Raw genomic sequence first — 18,578 nt, 5'->3', positions numbered from 1 at the left:
GAGGTCGACCGCAAGGTGCTGGCCGATCTGGCGGTTTTCGATAAGCCGGCTTTTGCTGCTTTGGCCGTGCAGGCCAAAGCCCAGCTCGGACAGTAAGCCATACGAGCGTCAAGAAAGGAGGCGCGAGCCTCCTTTTTTTCGGTGAACCATGCACAACCTCGATCAAATAGTCCATGCAGCGTCGGCGGCCTTTGCGGCAACCGATGACCCGGATGTGCTTGAGCAAGTCAAGGCCAGTTACCTCGGCAAGAGCGGCGAGATCACTGGATTGCTCAAGGAATTGGCCAAACTTCCGCCGGACCAGCGCAAGACTGCCGGTGCGGCCATCAATCACGCCAAGGATGCGGTCGAAGCAGCGCTCGCTGCGCGCCGCGAAGCGCTTCGGCAGAGGGCACTGCAGGCGCGCCTGGCCGAGGAAGCCCTGGACGTGACGTTACCGGGTCGCGGACAGGCCCGCGGCGGTTTGCATCCGGTGACACGTACGCTAGAACGTATTGAAGCTCTTTTTGCTTCGATCGGTTTCGAAGTCGCCGACGGTCCGGAGATCGAGGCCGACTTCCAGAATTTCACGGCACTGAATACCCCAGTGGATCATCCGGCCCGTTCGATGCACGATACCTTCTATCTGCAGGACGAGGCGGGCGGGATGGCCGAGGGCGTTCTGCTGCGCACGCATACCAGCCCGATCCAGGTTCGCCATATGCAGGCGCATGTTGCCAGGCATGCCGATCGGGAAACCATGCCGGAGATTCGAGTCATTGCGCCAGGACGCGTGTACCGGGTGGATTCCGATGCCACCCATTCGCCGATGTTTCATCAGGTCGAAGGGTTGTGGATCGGCGAGAACGTCAGCTTTGCTGACTTGAAGGGCGTCATCAGCGATTTCCTGCGCCGTTTTTTCGAGAACGACGATCTGCAGGTGCGTTTTCGCCCTTCGTTCTTTCCCTTTACCGAGCCCTCGGCCGAGATCGACATGGCCTTCATGAGCGGCACCTTGAAGGGGCGCTGGCTGGAAATTGCCGGTTGCGGCATGGTTCATCCGAATGTCTTGCGGCACGTCAACATCGACCCCGAAAAATACCTTGGTTTTGCCTTCGGCATGGGTCCCGATCGGCTGACGATGCTGCGCTATGGGGTCAATGACCTGCGCCTGTTTTTCGATGGCGACCTGCGCTTTCTGCGACAGTTCGTATGACCTCCCTTCTGACATTGAGCAGTCATGAAATTCTCTGAATCCTGGCTTCGCAGCTTCGTCGATCCCGCCTGCACGGGGCATGAATTTTCGCATCTGCTGACCATGGCCGGTCTCGAAGTGGAGGAAGAAGAGACGGTCGCACCGATCTTCGACCGGGTCGTCGTGGGCCATCTGCTCGCCGTCGACAAGCATCCCGACGCCGACCGCCTCAAGGTTTGCCGGGTCGATGTCGGTACCGGCGAGGTGCTGCAGATCGTCTGCGGAGCACCCAACGCGGCTGCCGGCATCAAGGTGCCGTGCGCACTGCCCGGTGCCGAATTGCCGGATGGATTGAGGATCAAGGTCGCCAAGGTGCGCGGCGTCGAGTCGTCTGGCATGCTCTGCTCGGCCAGGGAACTGGGCATCGCGGAGGACGCCTCTGGCTTGCTGGTGCTGGGCGACGATGCGCCGGTAGGCGAGGATGTCCGCCGCCATCTTGATCTCGATGATCGTCTGCTGACCCTCAAGCTGACGCCGAACCGGGCAGACTGCCTGTCGCTCGAAGGGCTCGCTCGCGAGGTCGCAGCGCTGACCGGTACGCCGGCCCGCTTTATCGAAGTCACGGCAGTTGAGGCCACCATCGCGAGCACGCGCGCGATCGTACTGGACGCCCCGGAGGCTTGCCCGCGCTACTGCGGTCGGGTGATCGCCGGAGTCGACGGCAGGGCCGCGACACCCGCCTGGATGCGCCGTCGTCTTGAGCGAAGCGGTATTCGCCCGATTTCTGCCTTGGTCGATATCACCAACTACGTCATGCTCGAAGTGGGACAGCCGCTGCATGCTTTTGACAATACCCGTCTGAGTGGCGCCATTCACGCCAGAATGGCGCGCCCGGCAGAATCGATCCTGCTGCTCAACGGGCAGACGCTGCAGATGCAGGCCGATGTCGTATTGATTGCCGATGATCAGCGCCCGTTGGCGATGGGAGGCATCATGGGTGGCGAGGAAAGTGGCATTACGCTGGCGACCACCGAGGTATTCCTCGAAGCCGCCTTCTTTGCGCCCACCGCGATCGCCGGCCGTGCCCGTCGCTATGGCTTCGTTTCGGACGCCGCACATCGTTTCGAACGTGGCGTCGATTTCGGCGGTACTCGGCGTGCGTTGGAGCGCGCCACGCGGCTGATCCTCGATATTTGCGGTGGACAGGCCGGTCCGGTCAGCGAAGCACTGGCCATCTTGCCCGCGCGCCAGCCGGTTCGCCTGCGACCGGCACGGGTTGCCAAGGTGCTTGGCGTGCCGTTTACAGACGAGCGGATCGCCGAACTGTTTGCCCGTCTCGACCTGTCGTTGACCCGGGACGGTGACGATTTCATCGTCACGCCGCCGACCCATCGCTTCGACATCGAGATCGAGGAAGACCTGATCGAGGAGATCGCCCGCCTGCATGGCTACGAGAACATTCCGTCGCCAGCGCCGCGGGGTTTGCTGTCGATGTTGCCGCAGACCGAGCAGGCGAGACCCTTGGCACGCATTCGGCAGAGGCTGGCTGACAGTGGCTATCAGGAAGTCGTCAACTTCGCCTTCGTCGAAGAAGCCTGGGAAGCCGATTTTGCCGGCAACGATCGGCTGATTCGCCTGGCCAATCCGATCGCCAACCAGTTGAGCGTGATGCGCTCGTCTTTGCTCGGCGGGCTGGTGGCCAATCTGGCAAGCAACCTGAAACGCCGGCAGAGCCGTGTTCGCCTGTTCGAGACCGGACGCTGCTTCTTCCGCGATCCGCAAGGTCGCCCGGTCGCCGGTTTTCATCAACCCTGGAAGCTGGCCGCGCTGGCTTATGGTACGGCCTTTCCGGAGCAGTGGGGCTGTGTGGCGCGCAATGTCGATTTTTTTGACATCAAAGCCGACCTGGAACGGCTGTTCACCCCGATCGGCACCAGCTTCGAGAAAGCGCTGCACCCTGCGCTGCATCCTGGCCGGAGCGCGCGGGTGACGGTCGCTGGTCAGGCGGTTGGTTTTGTTGGCGAATTGCATCCGCAATGGCAACAAAAATATGAATTGCCGCTACCACCGGTATTTTTTGAAGTCGACCTCGATGCCGTGATGATGGACAGTGTTCCGCAATATGCCGAGGTTTCCCGCCAACCACCAGTCATACGGGATATGGCGGTGGTCGTTGATCAGGCACTGGAACTTCAGCAACTGATCGCTGGTTTGACTGCCAATCGCCCGGCAATCGTGCGGGATATTCGTCTCTTCGATGTTTATGCCGGGCATGGAATCGAAGTTGGCAAGAAAAGCCTTGCCTTCCGCATAATGATGCAAGATACTCAAAAAACGTTGCTCGAAGCTGAAGTTGAGGCCGCCATGCAGCAGCTGATGGCCTATCTTCGAGCAGCATTTGCAGCACAACTGCGCTTCTGAAAAGGGAGAGGGATGACGCTTACCAAGGCAGAACTCGCCGATCTATTATTTGATAAGGTGGGCCTCAACAAGCGTGAGGCCAAGGACATGGTCGAGGCTTTTTTCGAAGAAATCCGGAATGCTTTGGAGCGTGGTGATGGCGTAAAGCTTTCGGGATTCGGAAACTTTCAGTTGCGCGACAAGCCCCAGCGACCAGGCCGCAATCCCAAGACCGGTGAAGAAATCCCGATCACCGCGCGCAGGGTGGTTACTTTTCATGCCAGCCAGAAACTGAAGGCCGAGGTGGAGCACGCTTATGATGGAAGTCAGTCATAAAGAACCGGGGCAAGAGCCTTTGCCGGCCATTCCAGCCAAGCGATATTTCACGATCGGCGAGGTCAGCGAGCTGTGCGGCGTCAAACCGCACGTTCTGCGTTATTGGGAGCAGGAGTTCTCGCAGCTCAGTCCGGTAAAGCGCCGAGGCAATCGCCGTTATTATCAGCACCATGAAGTTCTGTTGGTACGTCGGATCCGGGAGCTTCTTTACAGCCAGGGCTTTACAATCAGCGGCGCGCGCAACCGTCTCGACGATGCCGGGACCGGGTCCGATGCCAGTTCATCTCTTCCGGCACCTGACGTGCTGCGTGCGGAGTTGTTGGACATTGCAGAATTGCTGCGCACATGCGAGTAGCGACGCATTTTCGGTTATAATCCGAAACCTGTCGGGGCGTGGCGCAGCCTGGTAGCGCACTTGCATGGGGTGCAAGGGGTCCCGAGTTCGAATCCCGGCGCCCCGACCAATCGAATCAATCACTTGGGCCGTTCTTCGGAGCGGCCTTTTTATTTGCTTCGGCACTTATCAGCTGCTCGGCGAATGGGCGAAAATGTCGACGGAAGCGCTCTTCGAAGGTGCCAGCCCGATACCGATCTTCCGCGTGCATTCTGGTGTTCCAGGAGATACCTGTTCTGCTGCTCATGACCTTTGTCATCGACGATGATGGCGGGTGTTGTTCCGGGGACGCACAAATCCGTTGTACAGGCCCGGCTTTCTTGTCATCATTTGCTTCGCATCCAAGCAGAGACCTGCAATGGCTTCTTGCGGCGCAATGACAAGGCGAAGCGCGACCCGGTGCATGGTTAACAATCGATCATCCTGAGGAGGAGTTTAAAATGAAAAAAATGCTGTTGTTATCGGCACTTCTGGCCCTCTCGGCGGCTGGTGTCTCGGCAAAGGACTGGACGGAAATTCGCATGGCGTCCGAAGGCGCTTACCCCCCGTTCAATGAAATAGGTGCCAATGGCGCGTTGAAGGGTTTCGATATCGATATCGGCAACGCGCTGTGCGCCGAGATGAAGGCGAAATGCACCTGGGTGAAACAGGAATGGGACGGCATGATCCCGGCCCTGATGGCCCGCAAGTTCGACGCCATCGTCGCTTCGATGTCGATTACCGAAGAACGCAAAGCCAAGGTGGATTTCACCAACAAGTACTACGCTTCGCCGGTCGTCCTGATTGCCAAGAATGGATTGCCCTTGAGACCGGAACTGGCCAGCTTGAAAGGCAAGAAGGTCGCTGTTCAGCGCGGCACGGTTTCCGACAACTTCGCCACCAAATACTGGGACGGCAAGGGTGTGGAAGTCGTTCGCTACGGCAAGCAGGATGAAGCCTATCTGGATCTCAAGTCAGGCCGTGTCGATGCCATCTTTGCCGATTACTGGGAAGCCTACGGCGGCTTCCTGACAAAGCCTGAAGGAGCGGGTTACAGCGTTCTCGGCGAGCAGCTTTATGGCAAGAATGCCGAGGAGCGCGCCGTGATCGGTGAGGGAATCGGCATTGCCGTGCGCAAGAAGGATCAGGACCTCAAGGCGCAACTCAACAAGGCGCTTGCCGCCGTGCGTGCCAATGGCAAGTATGAAGAGATCCGCAAGAAATACTTCACGATGGATATCTACGGCAACTGAGGTTCCGCTGCGTAACGCCGGCTGCCGGCGCGGCCGGCGTTCCTGTTTCTTCCCCGGTTGGAGCAAGTCAGCCATGGACGCCCTGATCGAATACTCCCCCAGCCTGCTGGCCGGCGCCTGGATCACTCTCCAGGTTGCCCTCCTTTCGCTGCTTCTTGCCGTCAGCACGGGCCTGCTTGGGGCTGCCTGCAAGTTGTCACGCATCGCACCACTACGCTGGTGGACCGCGTTGTATACCACCGTCTTTCGTGGCGTCCCCGACCTGGTGATGATGCTCTTGTTTTTTTACGGTGGCCAGGTGATCCTCAATGTCATCAGCGACCATCTGGAAAGGGAGATGGTCGAACTCGACGCCTTTGCCGCTGGCGTTCTGACGATTGGATTCATTTTCGGCGCCTACTTCACCGAAACCTTTCGTGGCGCCTTTCAAGCGGTGCCGGCCGGCCAGATGGAAGCCGGCCGGGCCTACGGCATGAGCGACTGGCAGGTTTTCTGGCACATCCTCTTTCCGCAGATGCTGCGTTACGCACTACCGGGGATTGGCAACAACTGGCTGGTTTTGCTGAAAAGCACCGCCATCGTGTCGATGATCGGTCTGGCCGACATGACCTGGCTGGCCGATCAGGCCGGACGGTCGACCCACCAGCCTTTCACTTTCTATCTGGCCGTTTGCGTACTCTATCTGGCGATGACCGCTGTCTCGAACCACGTTCTGCAACACCTGCAGCGCCGCTACAACGTTGGTGTCCGCGAAGCCAACGTCTGAGGAGACGATCATGGAATGGTTTGACCCGAGCGTCATCAGCGGCAGCCTGCCCGAGTTCTGGCGTGGCCTGTGGATGACCGTGCAACTGACCGTCTTCTCGTTGGCGGTCGGCTTCGCTCTTGCCATTCCGCTGTCGGTTGCCCGAGTGTCCAGAAACCCCTGGGTCAGTCGGCCGATCAGCGCCTATACCTATTTTTTTCGCGGCACCCCGATGCTGGTGCAGCTATTGCTGATTTACTACGGAGTTGGCCAGAGCGAATGGATGCAGCAGCAGTGGGAGTCCGGCAATTCATTCTGGTTACTGTTCCGCGATGCCTATTTCTGCACAATGCTGGCTTTCAGCCTGAACACCTGCGCGTATCAACTCGAAATGTTTGCCGGCGCAATCCGCAACGTTCCACATGGCGAGGTCGAGGCCGCCGAGGCGATGGGCATGACGCGTTACACCGTGCTGCGCAGAATCGTGCTGCCATCGGCCCTGCGCCGGGCGATTCCGCCGTTGAGCAACGAAGTGATTCTGATGCTGCAAGGCTCGGCGATTGCCAGCGCGGTGACACTGGTCGATCTGACTGGTGCGGCACGCAATGTCTACTCGCGTCATTACGCACCTTTCGAAGCCTTCATCTTTGCCGGACTGCTCTACCTGGCCGTAACCTTTGTTCTGGTCGGTTTGTTCCGCTTCGCCGAAAGCCATTGGCTCGCCCACCTGCAACCACGCAGCGCCAGCGCCCAGAAAGACTGATTCGAAAGGCTGCCATGACCGTCAAGGCCAACAACGAACTCCTCCGCGTCGATGACCTGCACAAGCAATACGGCGACAACGAAGTCCTCAAAGGCGTTTCGCTGACCGCCCACTCGGGCGACGTCATCAGCATCATCGGCTCGTCCGGCTCGGGCAAGAGTACCTGGTTGCGCTGCATCAACTTTCTTGAGCAACCGACTTCCGGAAAAATCATCGTTGCTGGCGAAGAGATCAAAATGCTTGCCGGCAGCAAGGATGCACTCAAGGTTGCCGACCCGAGGCAATTGCAGAAGATCCGCACGCGTCTGTCGATGGTCTTCCAGCACTTCAATCTCTGGGGCCACATGACGGTGCTGCAGAACGTCATCGAAGCGCCAATCCACGTGCTGGGCCTGTCGAAGAAGGACGCCATGGAACGTGCCGAGCGCTATCTCGAGCGCGTCGGTGTCTGGAAGTTCCGCGACACTTACCCGGCGCACCTGTCGGGCGGCCAACAACAACGCGTCGCGATTGCGCGTGCGCTGGCGATGGAACCGGAAGCACTGTTGTTCGACGAGCCAACCTCGGCCCTTGATCCGGAACTGGTTGGCGAGGTCCTCAAGGTGATGCGCTCGATTGCCGAAGAGGGCCGCACCATGCTGGTCGTCACCCACGAAATGGGCTTTGCACGCGAAGTTTCCAACCACGTCATTTTTGTCCATCAGGGGCGTGTTGAAGAAAGAGGCCACCCCAGGGAAGTGCTGACCAGGCCGAACAGCGAACGTCTGCAGCAGTTCCTGTCGGGCAATCTCAAGTAGGCGAATGCCGCGAATGCCGCCGAAGAAAGCTCGTCAGGGCGGTGATCGGCGGATCAGCTTGCTCGTCGACCATTGCCGCGAACAAGGTCCGCTGCCGGCCACCATGGCGTTGGCGACAACCGTTCGAGAATGGCCATGACTGCGCTGCCGGTGAGCATCATCGGCGTTCCAACCGACGTCGGTGCTGGAACGCGCGGGGCCAGCATGGGGCCGGAGGCGCTGCGTATCGCGGGGATCGTCAAGGCGATTGGCCAGTTTGGTCTGGTGGTCAAGGACTGCGGAAACCTGCGTGGGCCGACCAATCCCGACCTGCCCGCGGTCAATGGTTTCCGCCACATGCCCGAAGTCGTGGCGTGGAACCGTAGCCTGCACGATGCGGTGTATGTCGAACTGAGAGGCGGCAGCCTGCCGATCATTCTCGGCGGCGATCACTGCCTTGCCATCGGTTCGATCAGTGCCGTGGCGCGTCGTTGCCGCGAGACTGGAAAGAAGCTGCGCGTGTTGTGGTTCGATGCACACGCCGATTTCAATACCGCCACGATGACGCCGAGTGGCAACATTCATGGCATGCCGGTGGCTTGCCTGTGCGGGTATGGTCCGTCCCGATTGACCGAAATTGGCGGCCATGTACCGGCCATTTTGCCGCAGGAAATTCGCCAGATCGGCATTCGCAGTGTCGATGCAGGGGAAAAGTGCTTCCTGGCCGAAATCGGCATTGAAGTGTTCGACATGCGCTATGTCGACGAGGTCGGCATGCGCAGAACCATGGAGCAGGCATTGGCCGGCATCTGTTCGGAAACACACCTGCACGTCAGTCTCGATGTCGATTTCCTCGACCCCGAAATCGCGCCGGGAGTGGGGACCACGGTGCGTGGTGGTCCGACCTATCGCGAGGCGCAACTATGCATGGAAATGGTCGCGGATACCGGACGGCTGTGCTCGCTCGACATCGTCGAACTCAACCCGGCGCTCGACCGGCGGAACATGACAGCAGAGCTGGCGGTGGACCTCGTGGAGAGCCTGTTCGGCAAGAGTACCTTGATGCGCATGCATCAGTAGGGAGTGCGCGCAAACCAGCGGGGGTTACCCGGCGAGGCTGCGTATTTCGCGGAACGCGACCGGTCGTTTCGCGTGATCGTGACCGATGGAGAGGGGCTGCATCGATAGGGTTGAATGTGACCTCAACCGGTCACGCCTTTGATGAAAAGGCGGTCACGGCAGCGTGAAATGGATGAACCCATTTTCCTCAGTTGAACGATCAAGATCCGTTGCAAACTGAGTGTCAGATGGCCACGAGGTATTCGTTCGATGCCGAAGCGGTTGACGCGCTCGCCGCGACGGTGGCGTCCTACTTCGGGCATGTCGTTCTGCGAGTTCTACCCTGTCCGCAAGACCGATGCTCCGGCTGTCGGACTTGAGGCCGACCCGGCGCGGTGCCCGCATCCCGCATGGGATTTCCGGTCGGGCAATGGCGAGGTCGCCTGCAGCAGATATTGCGGCAGGGTCGCTCGGTGGTATTGGTGGTCGAATCGGGGGAAGGTCTGCAAAGATTGCGGGCGCGGGTCCCGGTGGCCTGGTGGGCAATTCACAGCGGACAGAAAGGGCCGTGTTCGGATGCCCTCCGCTAGGGGGCTCGTCCAGTTCGTCGGGTGGGTGCAGTGCTTCGGCGTTGCTCACGACAGTCGTCAACCAAGATTCGAACCCGGTTGCTGGGGGGCTGCCCAGACGTTGACCACATACCCGGACTGGGGTATACGATACAAGGGGGTGTGCGCCGGCTGATGAGTGTGCATCGGACCAGCGACCAGGCCGGTATCGGAGGGCCTTCCGTCAGGCCGGGAGCGATTGAGAAACCTAGAGGAGCGGTGATGGAACGTGAAGCGATGGAATACGATGTGGTGATTGTCGGCGCGGGTCCGGCGGGTTTGAGCGCAGCGATTCGCCTCAAACAGCTGAATCCAGACCTGGCGGTGATGGTGCTGGAGAAGGGGTCGGAGGTCGGTGCCCACATCCTTTCGGGCGCCCTCTTCGAGAGCCGGCCGCTCGATGAACTGCTGCCCGACTGGCAGGCCAGAGGAGCCCCGCTGAAGACCCCGGTCAGCGAGGATCAGGTCTATCTCTATCGCAGCGAGACCTCGGCGGTGAAGCTGCCCAATTTTGCCGTCCCGGCACCGATGCACAACAACGGCAACTGGATCATCAGTCTGGGCAGTCTCTGTCGCTGGCTCGCCGGGCAGGCCGAGGCGCTGGGGGTCGAGATTTTCCCGGGTTTTGCCGCGGCCGAGATTCTCTACCACGACGACGGTTCGGTCAAAGGCGTGGCTACTGGCGACATGGGCCGTGACAAGCACGGCGCAGAGAAGGACAGCTTCCAGCCTGGCCTGGAGTTGCACGCCAAATACACGCTGTTTGCCGAGGGCGCGCGCGGTCAGCTCGGCAAGGAGCTGCTCGCCCGCTACGATCTTGCCGCCAACGCGACCGCCCAGCACTATGGTCTGGGGATCAAGGAGCTCTGGCAGGTCGATCCCGCGAAACACCAGCCCGGGCTGGTGGTCCATGGCGCCGGCTGGCCGCTCAGCGAGCACGGCGCAACCGGGGGTTCATTCCTCTACCACATGGAAGATCATCAGGTCGTGGTGGGCCTGATCGTTGATCTCAATTACGCCAACCCCTATCTCTCGCCCTTCGAGGAATTTCAACGCTTCAAGTCGCAGGCCAAGATCAGACCGTATCTCGAAGGGGGAAAGCGCCTTTGCTATGGAGCGCGGGCAATTACCAAGGGCGGGCTGAACAGCCTGCCGAAACAGACCTTCCCTGGCGGGTTGCTGCTCGGCTGTGACGCCGGTACGCTGAATTTCGCCAAGATCAAGGGGGTGCACACCGCCATGAAGTCGGGAATGCTGGCCGCCGAAACGGTCCATGCGGCGCTGCAGGCCGGAGACCCGGGGCGCAGCGACCTCGTGGCTTACGCACAGGCTTTCAAGGACAGCTGGCTGTATGCCGAACTCTATCGGGCACGCAATTTCGGGCCGGCCCTGCACAAGTTCGGCACCTTCATGGGCGGCGCATTCAACTGGATTCAGCAGAATCTTTTCGGCGGTCGCATGTTCTTTACGCTCAAGGACAAGACCAGCGACCATGAGCAACTCGCCCCGGCTGCCCGCTATCAGCCCATCCCGTACGCCAAGCCTGACGGCCAGCTGACTTTCGACCGGCTGTCATCGGTCTTCGTCTCCAATACGGCACACGAGGAAGAACAGCCCGTGCATCTGCAGTTGCTCGACAGTGCCAAGGCCATCGCGATCAATTACAAGGAATATGCTTCCCCGGAGCAGCGTTACTGCCCGGCGGGCGTCTATGAGATCGTCGAGGAGGCCGGGGGCGCGCGCCTGCAGATCAATGCATCCAATTGCCTGCACTGCAAGACCTGTGACATCAAGGACCCGACGCAGAACATCCGTTGGGTGGCGCCAGAAGGTGGCGGCGGTCCCAACTATCCCAATATGTGAGGATGCAGCCCGTTCGAATCAGCCGTGACCGTGGGCGTCGTCGAGCGGCTCACGATGCCGGCCGGCCTGTGCGGCCAGCGCCCAGGCGACATGCTCGCGCAGCAGCGGCGAGGGGTCGTTCTGACGCGTTGCCAGGGCCGCGACGATCGCCGGCGAGCTGGGGGCGTTGCCGAGCGCGACGGCGATATTGCGCAGCCAGCGCTGGTGTCCGATCCTGCGAATCGCGCTGCCCGCCAGGCGCCTGTTGAATTCGTCTTCGCTCCAGGCGAAGAGGGCGGTCAGTGGCGTCGCATCGAGACCATTGCGAACGGCAAAATCGGCATCGCCAATCCGGGCGAAGCGGTTCCACGGGCAACATAACTGGCAGTCGTCGCAGCCGTAGATGCGGTTGCCGATCAAGGGACGCAGCGCTACCGGGATGGCTCCCGGCAATTCGATCGTCAGGTAGGAAATGCACAAGCGGGCGTCGACTTCGTAGGGTGCGACGATCGCCGCGGTGGGGCAGGCATCGAGGCAACGCTGGCAGTCACCGCAGTGATCATGGATCGCCTGGTCGGGTGGCAGCGGCAGGGTGGTGTAGATCTCGCCGAGAAAATGCCACGATCCCTCGCGCGTCAACGACAGCGTATGCTTGCCGCGCCAGGCAACGCCCGCCCGCACCGCGAACTCGGTCTCCAGGACCGGTGCCGAATCGGAAAACGCACGGCAGGCGAAAGGCGCGGCCAGTCCCAGCGATGCGGCTTCGTGACGGAGGCGGTCGATGAGCTTCTGCAGGCGGCCGCGAACCGTCTTGTGGTAGTCGCGCCCCAGCGCATAGCGCGAGACGTAGGCTCGTTCGCCGTCGGCGAGCTGTGCCGGCGCATCGGCAGCCACAGGCCAGTAGGGCAGGCGGACCGAGATGACCGATAGCACCTCCGGCAACAAGCGCTCTGGCGCGGCGCGCAAGGCGGCGTGTTTGGCCATATAATCCATCTCGCCGTGCCGGCCGAGGGTCAGCCAGCGCATCAGCCACGGCGTGGCTTCGGCAACCTCGGCACGCGCGATGCCGATCGAGGCAAAGCCGAGTTCCTGTCCCCATTGCCTGATCCGTCTGACGACGTGGGCATAATCGGTCTGGCCGTCTGCCAGACTCGCGTCTGTTTGGGAGTTCCCTGCGTGCATGATCCGGATGATAAGCCGTCTTCGCTGACCCTGCACCTACCGGATGAGGTGGCGACCGCCGCCTTTGGCCGCCAACTGGCGCCGCTGCTCCATCCTGGCATGGTGGTCTGGCTCGAGGGCGACCTGGGCGCCGGCAAGACAACGCTGGTGCGCGCACTGTTGCGTGCACGCCATTATACAGGGCCGGTCAGGAGTCCGACCTATACATTGGTTGAAATTTATGTGATTTCGAGGATATACTGGTATCACTTTGATTTCTATCGTTTCAACTTTCCAGAAGAGTTTTTGGATGCAGGCCTTGCCGAGTACTTCCGCGACGATGCCATCTGCCTGGTCGAGTGGCCTGAAAAGGCTGCTGGCTACGTACCGCTCCCCGATCTGGTCGTTCGCTTACAATTTTCCGGGTGTGGGCGGCTGCTCGGCGTCTTCGCGTCTAGCGTGGAGGGAGAAGAATGTCTGAAAGCGCTGCAGAGCGGCTGGCTGGACGCCGCAAGCTGATCAAGTTTACCGGGGCATCCTTGCTGCTGACGGTCAGTCCGCTGTCGCCGGCCGCCGCGAACCGCAACCCGGGCGTTCTGGCAGTACGCATCTGGCCGGCGGCAGATTACACGCGGGTGGCGATCGAACACGCAGCGCCCCTCAAATACACCCATTTCATGGTCAAGGATCCGGAGCGCCTGGTCGTCGACCTCGAAGGCATCGAGTTGAACAATGTGCTCGAAGGTCTCGGCAACAAGGTGGCTGCGAACGATCCCAACATCAAGCTGCTGCGGGCCGGGCGTTACAAGCCCGGCGTCGTCAGACTGGTCATGGAACTCAAGGGCGAAGTCAATCCGCAGGTTTTCGTCCTGCCGCCGGTGGGGGGGTACGGGCATCGGCTGGTTCTCGACGTGTATCCCCTGAACCCGCCCGATCCGCTGCTTTCGCTGCTGGATAACAAGGAGCCTCGGCCTGCACCGCTCGAAAGTCGGCCCATCAGCAAACCGGATTCCCGCCCGGAGTTACCTACAGAAGCCCGGCCGGAAGCGAAATCCGAGCCACAGCCAGTGGCCGAACAGAAAGCTGCGTCCAAGCGTCAGGGCCGGCCGGTGGTCGACCGCCTGGTGACCATCACCCTGGATCCGGGACATGGTGGCGAGGATCCGGGAGCCGTCGGGAGCGGCGGCAGCCTCGAAAAGAATGTCACGCTGGCGGTGGCCAAGCGCCTGCGAGCCAAGATCGAGTCCGAACCCAACATGCGCGCGGTACTTACGCGCGACTCGGATTTCTTCGTGCCATTACATGTACGGGTGCAGAAGGCGCGGCGAATTCAGTCCGACCTGTTCGTTTCGATTCATGCCGACGCCTTTGTCCGCCCGGATGCCAACGGCTCGTCAGTGTTCGTTCTCTCGGAGAGTGGCGCTTCGAGTTCTGCCGCACGCTATCTGGCACAGAAGGAGAACGCTGCCGATCTGATCGGCGGCGTGAATATCGACGTCAAGGATCCCGTTCTGGCCCGCACGCTGCTCGACCTCTCGCAAACTGCAACGATCAACGACAGCCTCAAGCTGGGCAAGGCCGTTCTTGGCGAACTCGGCGGCATCAACCGCTTGCACAAGGCCCGGGTCGAACAGGCGGGCTTCGCCGTTCTCAAGGCCCCCGACATTCCTTCGATCCTGGTCGAGACCGCTTTCATCTCGAATCCCGAAGAAGAGAAGCGGCTGAACGATGACGCCTACCAGGACAAGATGGCCGAAGCGATTTTCTCGGGGATCAAGAAATACTTCGCCAAGAATCCCCCTCTGGCCAAGTCGACGCTGGCGAGACTGGACTAACGGGCATGACTTTTCCAGGCACCCCCGATCATGACAGTCATGACCGTTTCCCTCCCTTGCAGGGCGCATTCCGGCTGGCACGCCGGAATCGTTCGATGCGGCTGGCACGCCGGAATCGTTCGATGGGCGCAGAGCATGCCCCCAAACCCCTTTCCCGCCGCGAGGGGAGAGGGAAGATCCGCGAAATGGGAGGGGAGCGAGGTATCCGCCCGACGCTTTCGTTCGCACCCGACGGTCGTCGCCTTGCTGGCTGCGACCTTTTACGCGCCACCGGCGCTGGCAGCATCGAATATCGTCCGCGATGGTAGTATCGGCGCCGGACCCACGCTGGCGCTGACGCCATCGGGGACGGTGACCAGGGGCGCGGTGACCTACCAGAAAATCACCCTCCCGGAAAATTACGGTCAGCGCGCGGGCAGCAACGTCTTCCATAGTTTTGCGAAGTTCAGCGTGGGGAATGGTGACGGCGCGGTGTTCACAATCGATACCGCCGCCCGCAATGTCATTGCGCGTGTCACCGGCGGGCAGCTCTCGTCCATCAACGGCTTGCTGAAAATCGATCCAGGGAGTACCGGCAGTGCCCCCAATTTCTTTTTCATCAATCCGGCAGGGGTGAGCTTCGGCGCGGGGGCGGTCGTCGATGTGCCGGCAGCCTTGCACGTCAGCACGGCCAACTATCTGAAGTTTCCCGACGGCCATTTCCATGCCGACACCACCTCGGTCAGCACCTTCTCCAGCGCCGCACCGGAAGCTTTTGGTTTTCTCGGAACGACGCGGGCGACGGTCTCCGTCCATGGCGGAACCCTCCTCAGGCCGTCGTCACCAGCCCCGGTCAGCGTCGTCGGGGGGGACATCGGGATCGACCAGGGACACCTCGTGACGATCGGCGGAGGAGACCTCCGGGTCGTGGCGGTGGGGCAGCATGCCCAGGAAGTTGCCTTCTCGGGAAAACTGCGGGCGGCCTATGGCGATCTCGACATCATCAACGGCGGCACGCTGCAGACTGCAGCCACCGGCGCGACCGAGGGTGGACGGATTGCCGTTAGTGCCGGAAATATCAGGATCGATTCGGGCAGCGGCGGATTGACCGGGATAAGAAGTCGAGCCGAGAATGGAACAGGAAAAGGCGGTGATCTCGACATCGCCGCAACGAATAATATGCTGCTCACCAATGATGGAATCATTGCATCCGATACCGTCACCTCCGGAAAGGCGGGCGGCGTAGAGGTAGCCGCTGCTGGAAACCTCTCGGTTCGTAACGGCGCATATATCGATTCGTCCACCTATTCTTCCGGTGATGCCGGATCGGTGAAGGTCAGCGCCAGCCACCTCACGCTTGATCGCGCTGCCATCAGCAGTGGTACGTATGACCAGGGTTCGGGTAACGCGGGATTCGTCGATGTCGCTGCCAGCAGCAGTCTGACCCTCCTCAACGGCGGGCTGATCGAGTCGTCCACCTGGTCACCGGGCAACGCCGGCGTGGTGGGTGTCCGCGCGGGAAGCCTCACGATCGATGGGCGGGAAGGTGGCTCGACCGGGATTTTCAGCGTCGCCAGAGACGGCAGCACCGGCAAGGCGGGCCGCGTCGAGGTCGCGGCCAGTGGCAATATCGAGATTCTCAATCAGGGACTGATCACTTCCTCCACCGCATCGTCGGGTGATGCCGGTTCGGTGAAGGTCAGCACCGGCAGCCTCACGATCGAGGAGGCCGGCATTGCCAGCGGTGCTTTTGGAACGACCGGCATGGCGGGCAGCGTGGAGGTCCTTGCCCGCGACAATATTGCGATTCGCCGCGGAGGAATCATCACCTCCTCGACCACATCGTCTGGCGATGCCGGTTCGGTGAAGGTCAGCAGCGGCAGCCTCAGCATTGATGGCCAGGGGGCCAACATCAGCAGTGCTGCGTTCGGAACCACCGGCAAGGCGGGCCGCGTGCAGGTCGTTGCCAGCGGAGATATCGGGATTCGCAACGGCGGATACATCACTTCCTCGACCTCATCGTCGGGCAAGGCGGGCAGTGTGGAGGTTTCGGCGGCGGGGAAGGTCGAGATTCTCAACGGCGGATATGTTTACTCCTCCACCTACGCTTCCGGGGATGCGGGGTCGGTACAGGTCAGCGCCGGAGAGATTACCATCGATGGCCAGGGCTCGGCGAGTAGCACGGGTATCAGCAGTGGTGCTTCCTCCGGCAGCACGGGCAACGGCGGGAGCGTATACGTACTGGCCACCGGAAAGATCAAGCTGCTCAACGCCGGCAGAATCGATTCCTCGACCTTGTCCTCGGGGGATGGGGGATTGGTGAGAATCAGCACGGGCAGTCTCATCATCGATGGCCAGGGCTCTGCGGAGACTGGCATCAGCAGTGGCGCTTATGGAACGACAGGCAATGGGGGCAGCGTCGAGGTGACCGCGACCAGGGATGTTTCACTGCTCAACGCCGGCAAAATCGATTCCTCAACCTTGTCTTCAGGAAATGCAGGTTCGGTGAGAGTCAGCACCGGCAGTCTCACCCTGGCTGGCGAGGAGACTCGCATCAGCAGCGGTGCCTACGGAACGACCGGCAAGGGGGGCAGCGTCGAAGTCGCGGCCACTGAAAACATTTCGCTGTTCAACGCCGGCAGAATCGACTCCTCGACCCTGTCTTCGGGGGATGCGGGTTCGGTTAGAATCAGCACCGGCAGCCTCACCCTGACTGGCCAAGGGACGCGCATCAGCAGCGGTGCCTACGGAACAGCCGGCAATGGGGGCAGCGTCGAAGTCGCGGCCACTGAAAACATTTCGCTGCTCAACGCCGGCAGAATCGATTCCTCGACCGCGTCTTCGGGGGATGCGGGATCAGTGAAGGTCAACGCCGGCAGCCTGATCATCGATGGCCAGGGCTCGACGGCGGGCATCGGCAGTGCAGCTTCCGGTTCAACAGGCAAGGGGGGCAGAGTCGATGTGGCGGTTAGCGGGAACATTTCGATCTTCAACGGGGGATATATCAATACCTCGACCTTCTCTTCAGGGGATGCAGGTTCGGTGAGGGTCAGCGCCGGCAGCCTCAACATCGATGGTCAGGGCGCAGGGGCCGGCATTGGCAGTGATCCTTCTGGCGCGTCAGGCAATACCGGTAATGCTGGAAGCATTGACGTGACGGTGCTTGGTCATATTCATATGCTCAGGGGGGGATACATCGATGCCTCGACCTTTTCCGCTGGTGATGCAGGCTCGGTGAAGGTCAGGGCCGGCAGCCTCAGCATCGATGGTCAAGGCCTGGGGGCGGGAATCACCAGCGGTGCTTATAACGGAAGCACCGGCAGGACGGGCAACGTGGAGGTGCTGGCGACAGGAAATATGGTCATTCTCGACGGGGGGTATATCGATTCTTCTACCACCTCCTCTTCTGACGCGGGAGCGGTCAAGGTATTCGCCCACCACCTCACGATTGATGGGCATGGGTACAAGACCGGAATTTCCAGCGATGCGACAAGCGGCAGCACCGGCAAGGCGGGCAGCGTCGATGTGCAGGCGACCGGAGATATCGCGATTCTCGGCGGAGGACGCATCGACACCTCGACCCGTTCTTCGGGTCAGGCGGGTTCAGTCAAGGTCAGTGCCACTGGACTCATCATCGATGGCCAGGGAATGGTCGTGTCCGGAACAGGTATCTTCAGCAACGCGGAAGCGTTTTCTGCGGGCCAGACCGGCAGCGTGCTCGTCTCCGCCAGCGACCGCATCCTGCTGGCCAATGGCGGCGGGCTATCGGTCCAGAACTTCGCGACGGTCGCGAACCCCGCCGCGCTCATCCCCACCACGCTGACCGTGAGCGCACCGACGATCCTCCTCAAGGACGCCGAGATCACCGCCTCATCCACCGGCAATGTCGCGGCCAGCAAGGTGCAGGTCGATTTCAGCCAACGGCTTTCTCTCGACACCGCCGGCATCACCACCCGCGCCAACCAGGGCAACGGCGGTTCGATCGACATCACCGGCGGCCAGGGCATGATCCTGCTCGACAACGCGCAGATCAGCACCTCCGTCCAGGGGGCGGCGGGCAACGGCGGCGACATCCATGTCCAGGCGCATACGCTGATCATGAACACCGGCTTCATCCAGGCCAATACCGCTGCCAGGAACGCCGCCGGCGGCCATGTGCAGATCGACGTGCAGGCACTGGTGCCGAGCGGTGACACCCTGTTCATCGGCGGGCAGACGCCTTACACCTTCCAGCCGGGGGTCTTTGGCTTCAACGTCATCCAGGCCGCCGCGCC

The 18,578-nt window shown here is 61.1% G+C and carries 14 protein-coding genes, 1 tRNA gene and 1 pseudogene; 15 read left to right on the top strand and 1 reads right to left on the bottom strand.

Annotated elements, in window-relative coordinates:
* The 12 genes and pseudogenes from rplT to CAPSK01_RS08180 all read left to right on the top strand — a co-directional run.
* Nucleotides 1-96 (top strand): annotated as a pseudogene (gene rplT, locus CAPSK01_RS08240) (50S ribosomal protein L20); the annotation flags it as partial.
* Between the two features lie 52 nt (nt 97-148).
* On the top strand, nt 149-1,195 hold the full coding sequence (gene pheS, locus CAPSK01_RS08235; protein WP_034925126.1) for a phenylalanine--tRNA ligase subunit alpha: 1,047 nt from the start codon (nt 149-151) through the stop codon (nt 1,193-1,195).
* A 24-nt stretch (nt 1,196-1,219) separates the two neighbouring features.
* Complete coding sequence (pheT, locus tag CAPSK01_RS08230; RefSeq protein WP_034925123.1) at nt 1,220-3,595, top strand: phenylalanine--tRNA ligase subunit beta; 2,376 nt, start codon at nt 1,220-1,222, stop codon at nt 3,593-3,595.
* A 12-nt stretch (nt 3,596-3,607) separates the two neighbouring features.
* The gene (locus tag CAPSK01_RS08225) at nt 3,608-3,910 is read left to right on the top strand and encodes an integration host factor subunit alpha (RefSeq protein WP_034925120.1); all 303 of its coding nucleotides are present in this window, start codon (nt 3,608-3,610) and stop codon (nt 3,908-3,910) included.
* The gene (locus CAPSK01_RS08220; protein WP_273703374.1) at nt 3,894-4,265 is read left to right on the top strand and encodes a MerR family transcriptional regulator; all 372 of its coding nucleotides are present in this window, start codon (nt 3,894-3,896) and stop codon (nt 4,263-4,265) included. Before CAPSK01_RS08225 ends, CAPSK01_RS08220 begins: the two co-directional genes overlap by 17 nt.
* Before the next feature lie 32 nt (nt 4,266-4,297).
* Nucleotides 4,298-4,374: transfer RNA gene (locus CAPSK01_RS08215), tRNA-Pro, on the top strand.
* Nucleotides 4,375-4,744: 370 nt separating this feature from the next.
* Nucleotides 4,745-5,536 (top strand): ABC transporter substrate-binding protein, encoded by a 792-nt coding sequence (locus tag CAPSK01_RS08210; RefSeq protein WP_034925115.1) that lies wholly within the window; start codon nt 4,745-4,747, stop codon nt 5,534-5,536.
* Between the two features lie 73 nt (nt 5,537-5,609).
* A complete protein-coding gene (locus CAPSK01_RS08205; RefSeq protein WP_034925113.1) occupies nt 5,610-6,302 on the top strand; it encodes an ABC transporter permease in 693 nt (230 codons plus the stop codon).
* Between the two features lie 10 nt (nt 6,303-6,312).
* The gene (locus CAPSK01_RS08200) at nt 6,313-7,044 is read left to right on the top strand and encodes an ABC transporter permease (protein WP_034925111.1); all 732 of its coding nucleotides are present in this window, start codon (nt 6,313-6,315) and stop codon (nt 7,042-7,044) included.
* Nucleotides 7,045-7,058: 14 nt separating this feature from the next.
* Entirely contained in the window at nt 7,059-7,841 is a 783-nt protein-coding gene (locus CAPSK01_RS08195) for an ATP-binding cassette domain-containing protein (protein WP_034925107.1), read from the top strand.
* Between the two features lie 135 nt (nt 7,842-7,976).
* Nucleotides 7,977-8,900, top strand: coding sequence for an arginase (gene rocF / locus CAPSK01_RS08190; protein WP_034925355.1), 924 nt, complete (start codon nt 7,977-7,979; stop codon nt 8,898-8,900).
* Nucleotides 8,901-9,709: 809 nt separating this feature from the next.
* A complete protein-coding gene (locus tag CAPSK01_RS08180) occupies nt 9,710-11,350 on the top strand; it encodes an electron transfer flavoprotein-ubiquinone oxidoreductase (RefSeq protein ID WP_034925103.1) in 1,641 nt (546 codons plus the stop codon).
* 18 nt (nt 11,351-11,368) lie between these two features.
* On the opposite strand, the gene queG is transcribed toward CAPSK01_RS08180, so the two are convergent.
* On the bottom strand, nt 11,369-12,511 hold the full coding sequence (gene queG, locus CAPSK01_RS08175; protein WP_273703336.1) for a tRNA epoxyqueuosine(34) reductase QueG: 1,143 nt from the start codon (nt 12,509-12,511) through the stop codon (nt 11,369-11,371).
* Here queG and tsaE point away from each other — a divergent pair.
* From tsaE to CAPSK01_RS08160, 3 genes are all read left to right on the top strand, one after another.
* The gene (gene tsaE / locus CAPSK01_RS08170; protein ID WP_034925100.1) at nt 12,506-13,009 is read left to right on the top strand and encodes a tRNA (adenosine(37)-N6)-threonylcarbamoyltransferase complex ATPase subunit type 1 TsaE; all 504 of its coding nucleotides are present in this window, start codon (nt 12,506-12,508) and stop codon (nt 13,007-13,009) included. The genes queG and tsaE overlap by 6 nt on opposite strands.
* Nucleotides 12,964-14,325, top strand: coding sequence for an N-acetylmuramoyl-L-alanine amidase (locus CAPSK01_RS08165; protein ID WP_034925098.1), 1,362 nt, complete (start codon nt 12,964-12,966; stop codon nt 14,323-14,325). The genes tsaE and CAPSK01_RS08165 overlap by 46 nt, the downstream gene beginning before the upstream one ends.
* A gap of 135 nt (nt 14,326-14,460) precedes the next feature.
* Nucleotides 14,461-18,578, top strand: a 4,118-nt coding sequence (locus CAPSK01_RS08160) for a filamentous hemagglutinin N-terminal domain-containing protein (RefSeq protein ID WP_273703335.1), incomplete at its 3' end; no start/stop codon positions are given.

Origin of the sequence: Candidatus Accumulibacter vicinus (assembly GCF_000584955.1) — a bacterium.
GTDB lineage: Bacteria > Pseudomonadota > Gammaproteobacteria > Burkholderiales > Rhodocyclaceae > Accumulibacter > Accumulibacter vicinus.
This window is presented reverse-complemented; position numbering and strand designations above follow the sequence as displayed.

Coding starts and splice junctions, on each gene's coding strand:
- rocF (WP_034925355.1), top strand. CDS start 7,977: ATGACTGCGCTGCCGGTGAGCATCATCGGCGTTCCAACCGACGTCGGT.
- CAPSK01_RS08205 (WP_034925113.1), top strand. CDS start 5,610: ATGGACGCCCTGATCGAATACTCCCCCAGCCTGCTGGCCGGCGCCTGG.
- CAPSK01_RS08225 (WP_034925120.1), top strand. CDS start 3,608: ATGACGCTTACCAAGGCAGAACTCGCCGATCTATTATTTGATAAGGTG.
- CAPSK01_RS08180 (WP_034925103.1), top strand. CDS start 9,710: ATGGAACGTGAAGCGATGGAATACGATGTGGTGATTGTCGGCGCGGGT.
- CAPSK01_RS08200 (WP_034925111.1), top strand. CDS start 6,313: ATGGAATGGTTTGACCCGAGCGTCATCAGCGGCAGCCTGCCCGAGTTC.
- queG (WP_273703336.1), bottom strand. CDS start 12,511: ATGCACGCAGGGAACTCCCAAACAGACGCGAGTCTGGCAGACGGCCAG.
- pheS (WP_034925126.1), top strand. CDS start 149: ATGCACAACCTCGATCAAATAGTCCATGCAGCGTCGGCGGCCTTTGCG.
- CAPSK01_RS08165 (WP_034925098.1), top strand. CDS start 12,964: ATGTCTGAAAGCGCTGCAGAGCGGCTGGCTGGACGCCGCAAGCTGATC.
- CAPSK01_RS08220 (WP_273703374.1), top strand. CDS start 3,894: ATGGAAGTCAGTCATAAAGAACCGGGGCAAGAGCCTTTGCCGGCCATT.
- CAPSK01_RS08210 (WP_034925115.1), top strand. CDS start 4,745: ATGAAAAAAATGCTGTTGTTATCGGCACTTCTGGCCCTCTCGGCGGCT.
- pheT (WP_034925123.1), top strand. CDS start 1,220: ATGAAATTCTCTGAATCCTGGCTTCGCAGCTTCGTCGATCCCGCCTGC.
- CAPSK01_RS08195 (WP_034925107.1), top strand. CDS start 7,059: ATGACCGTCAAGGCCAACAACGAACTCCTCCGCGTCGATGACCTGCAC.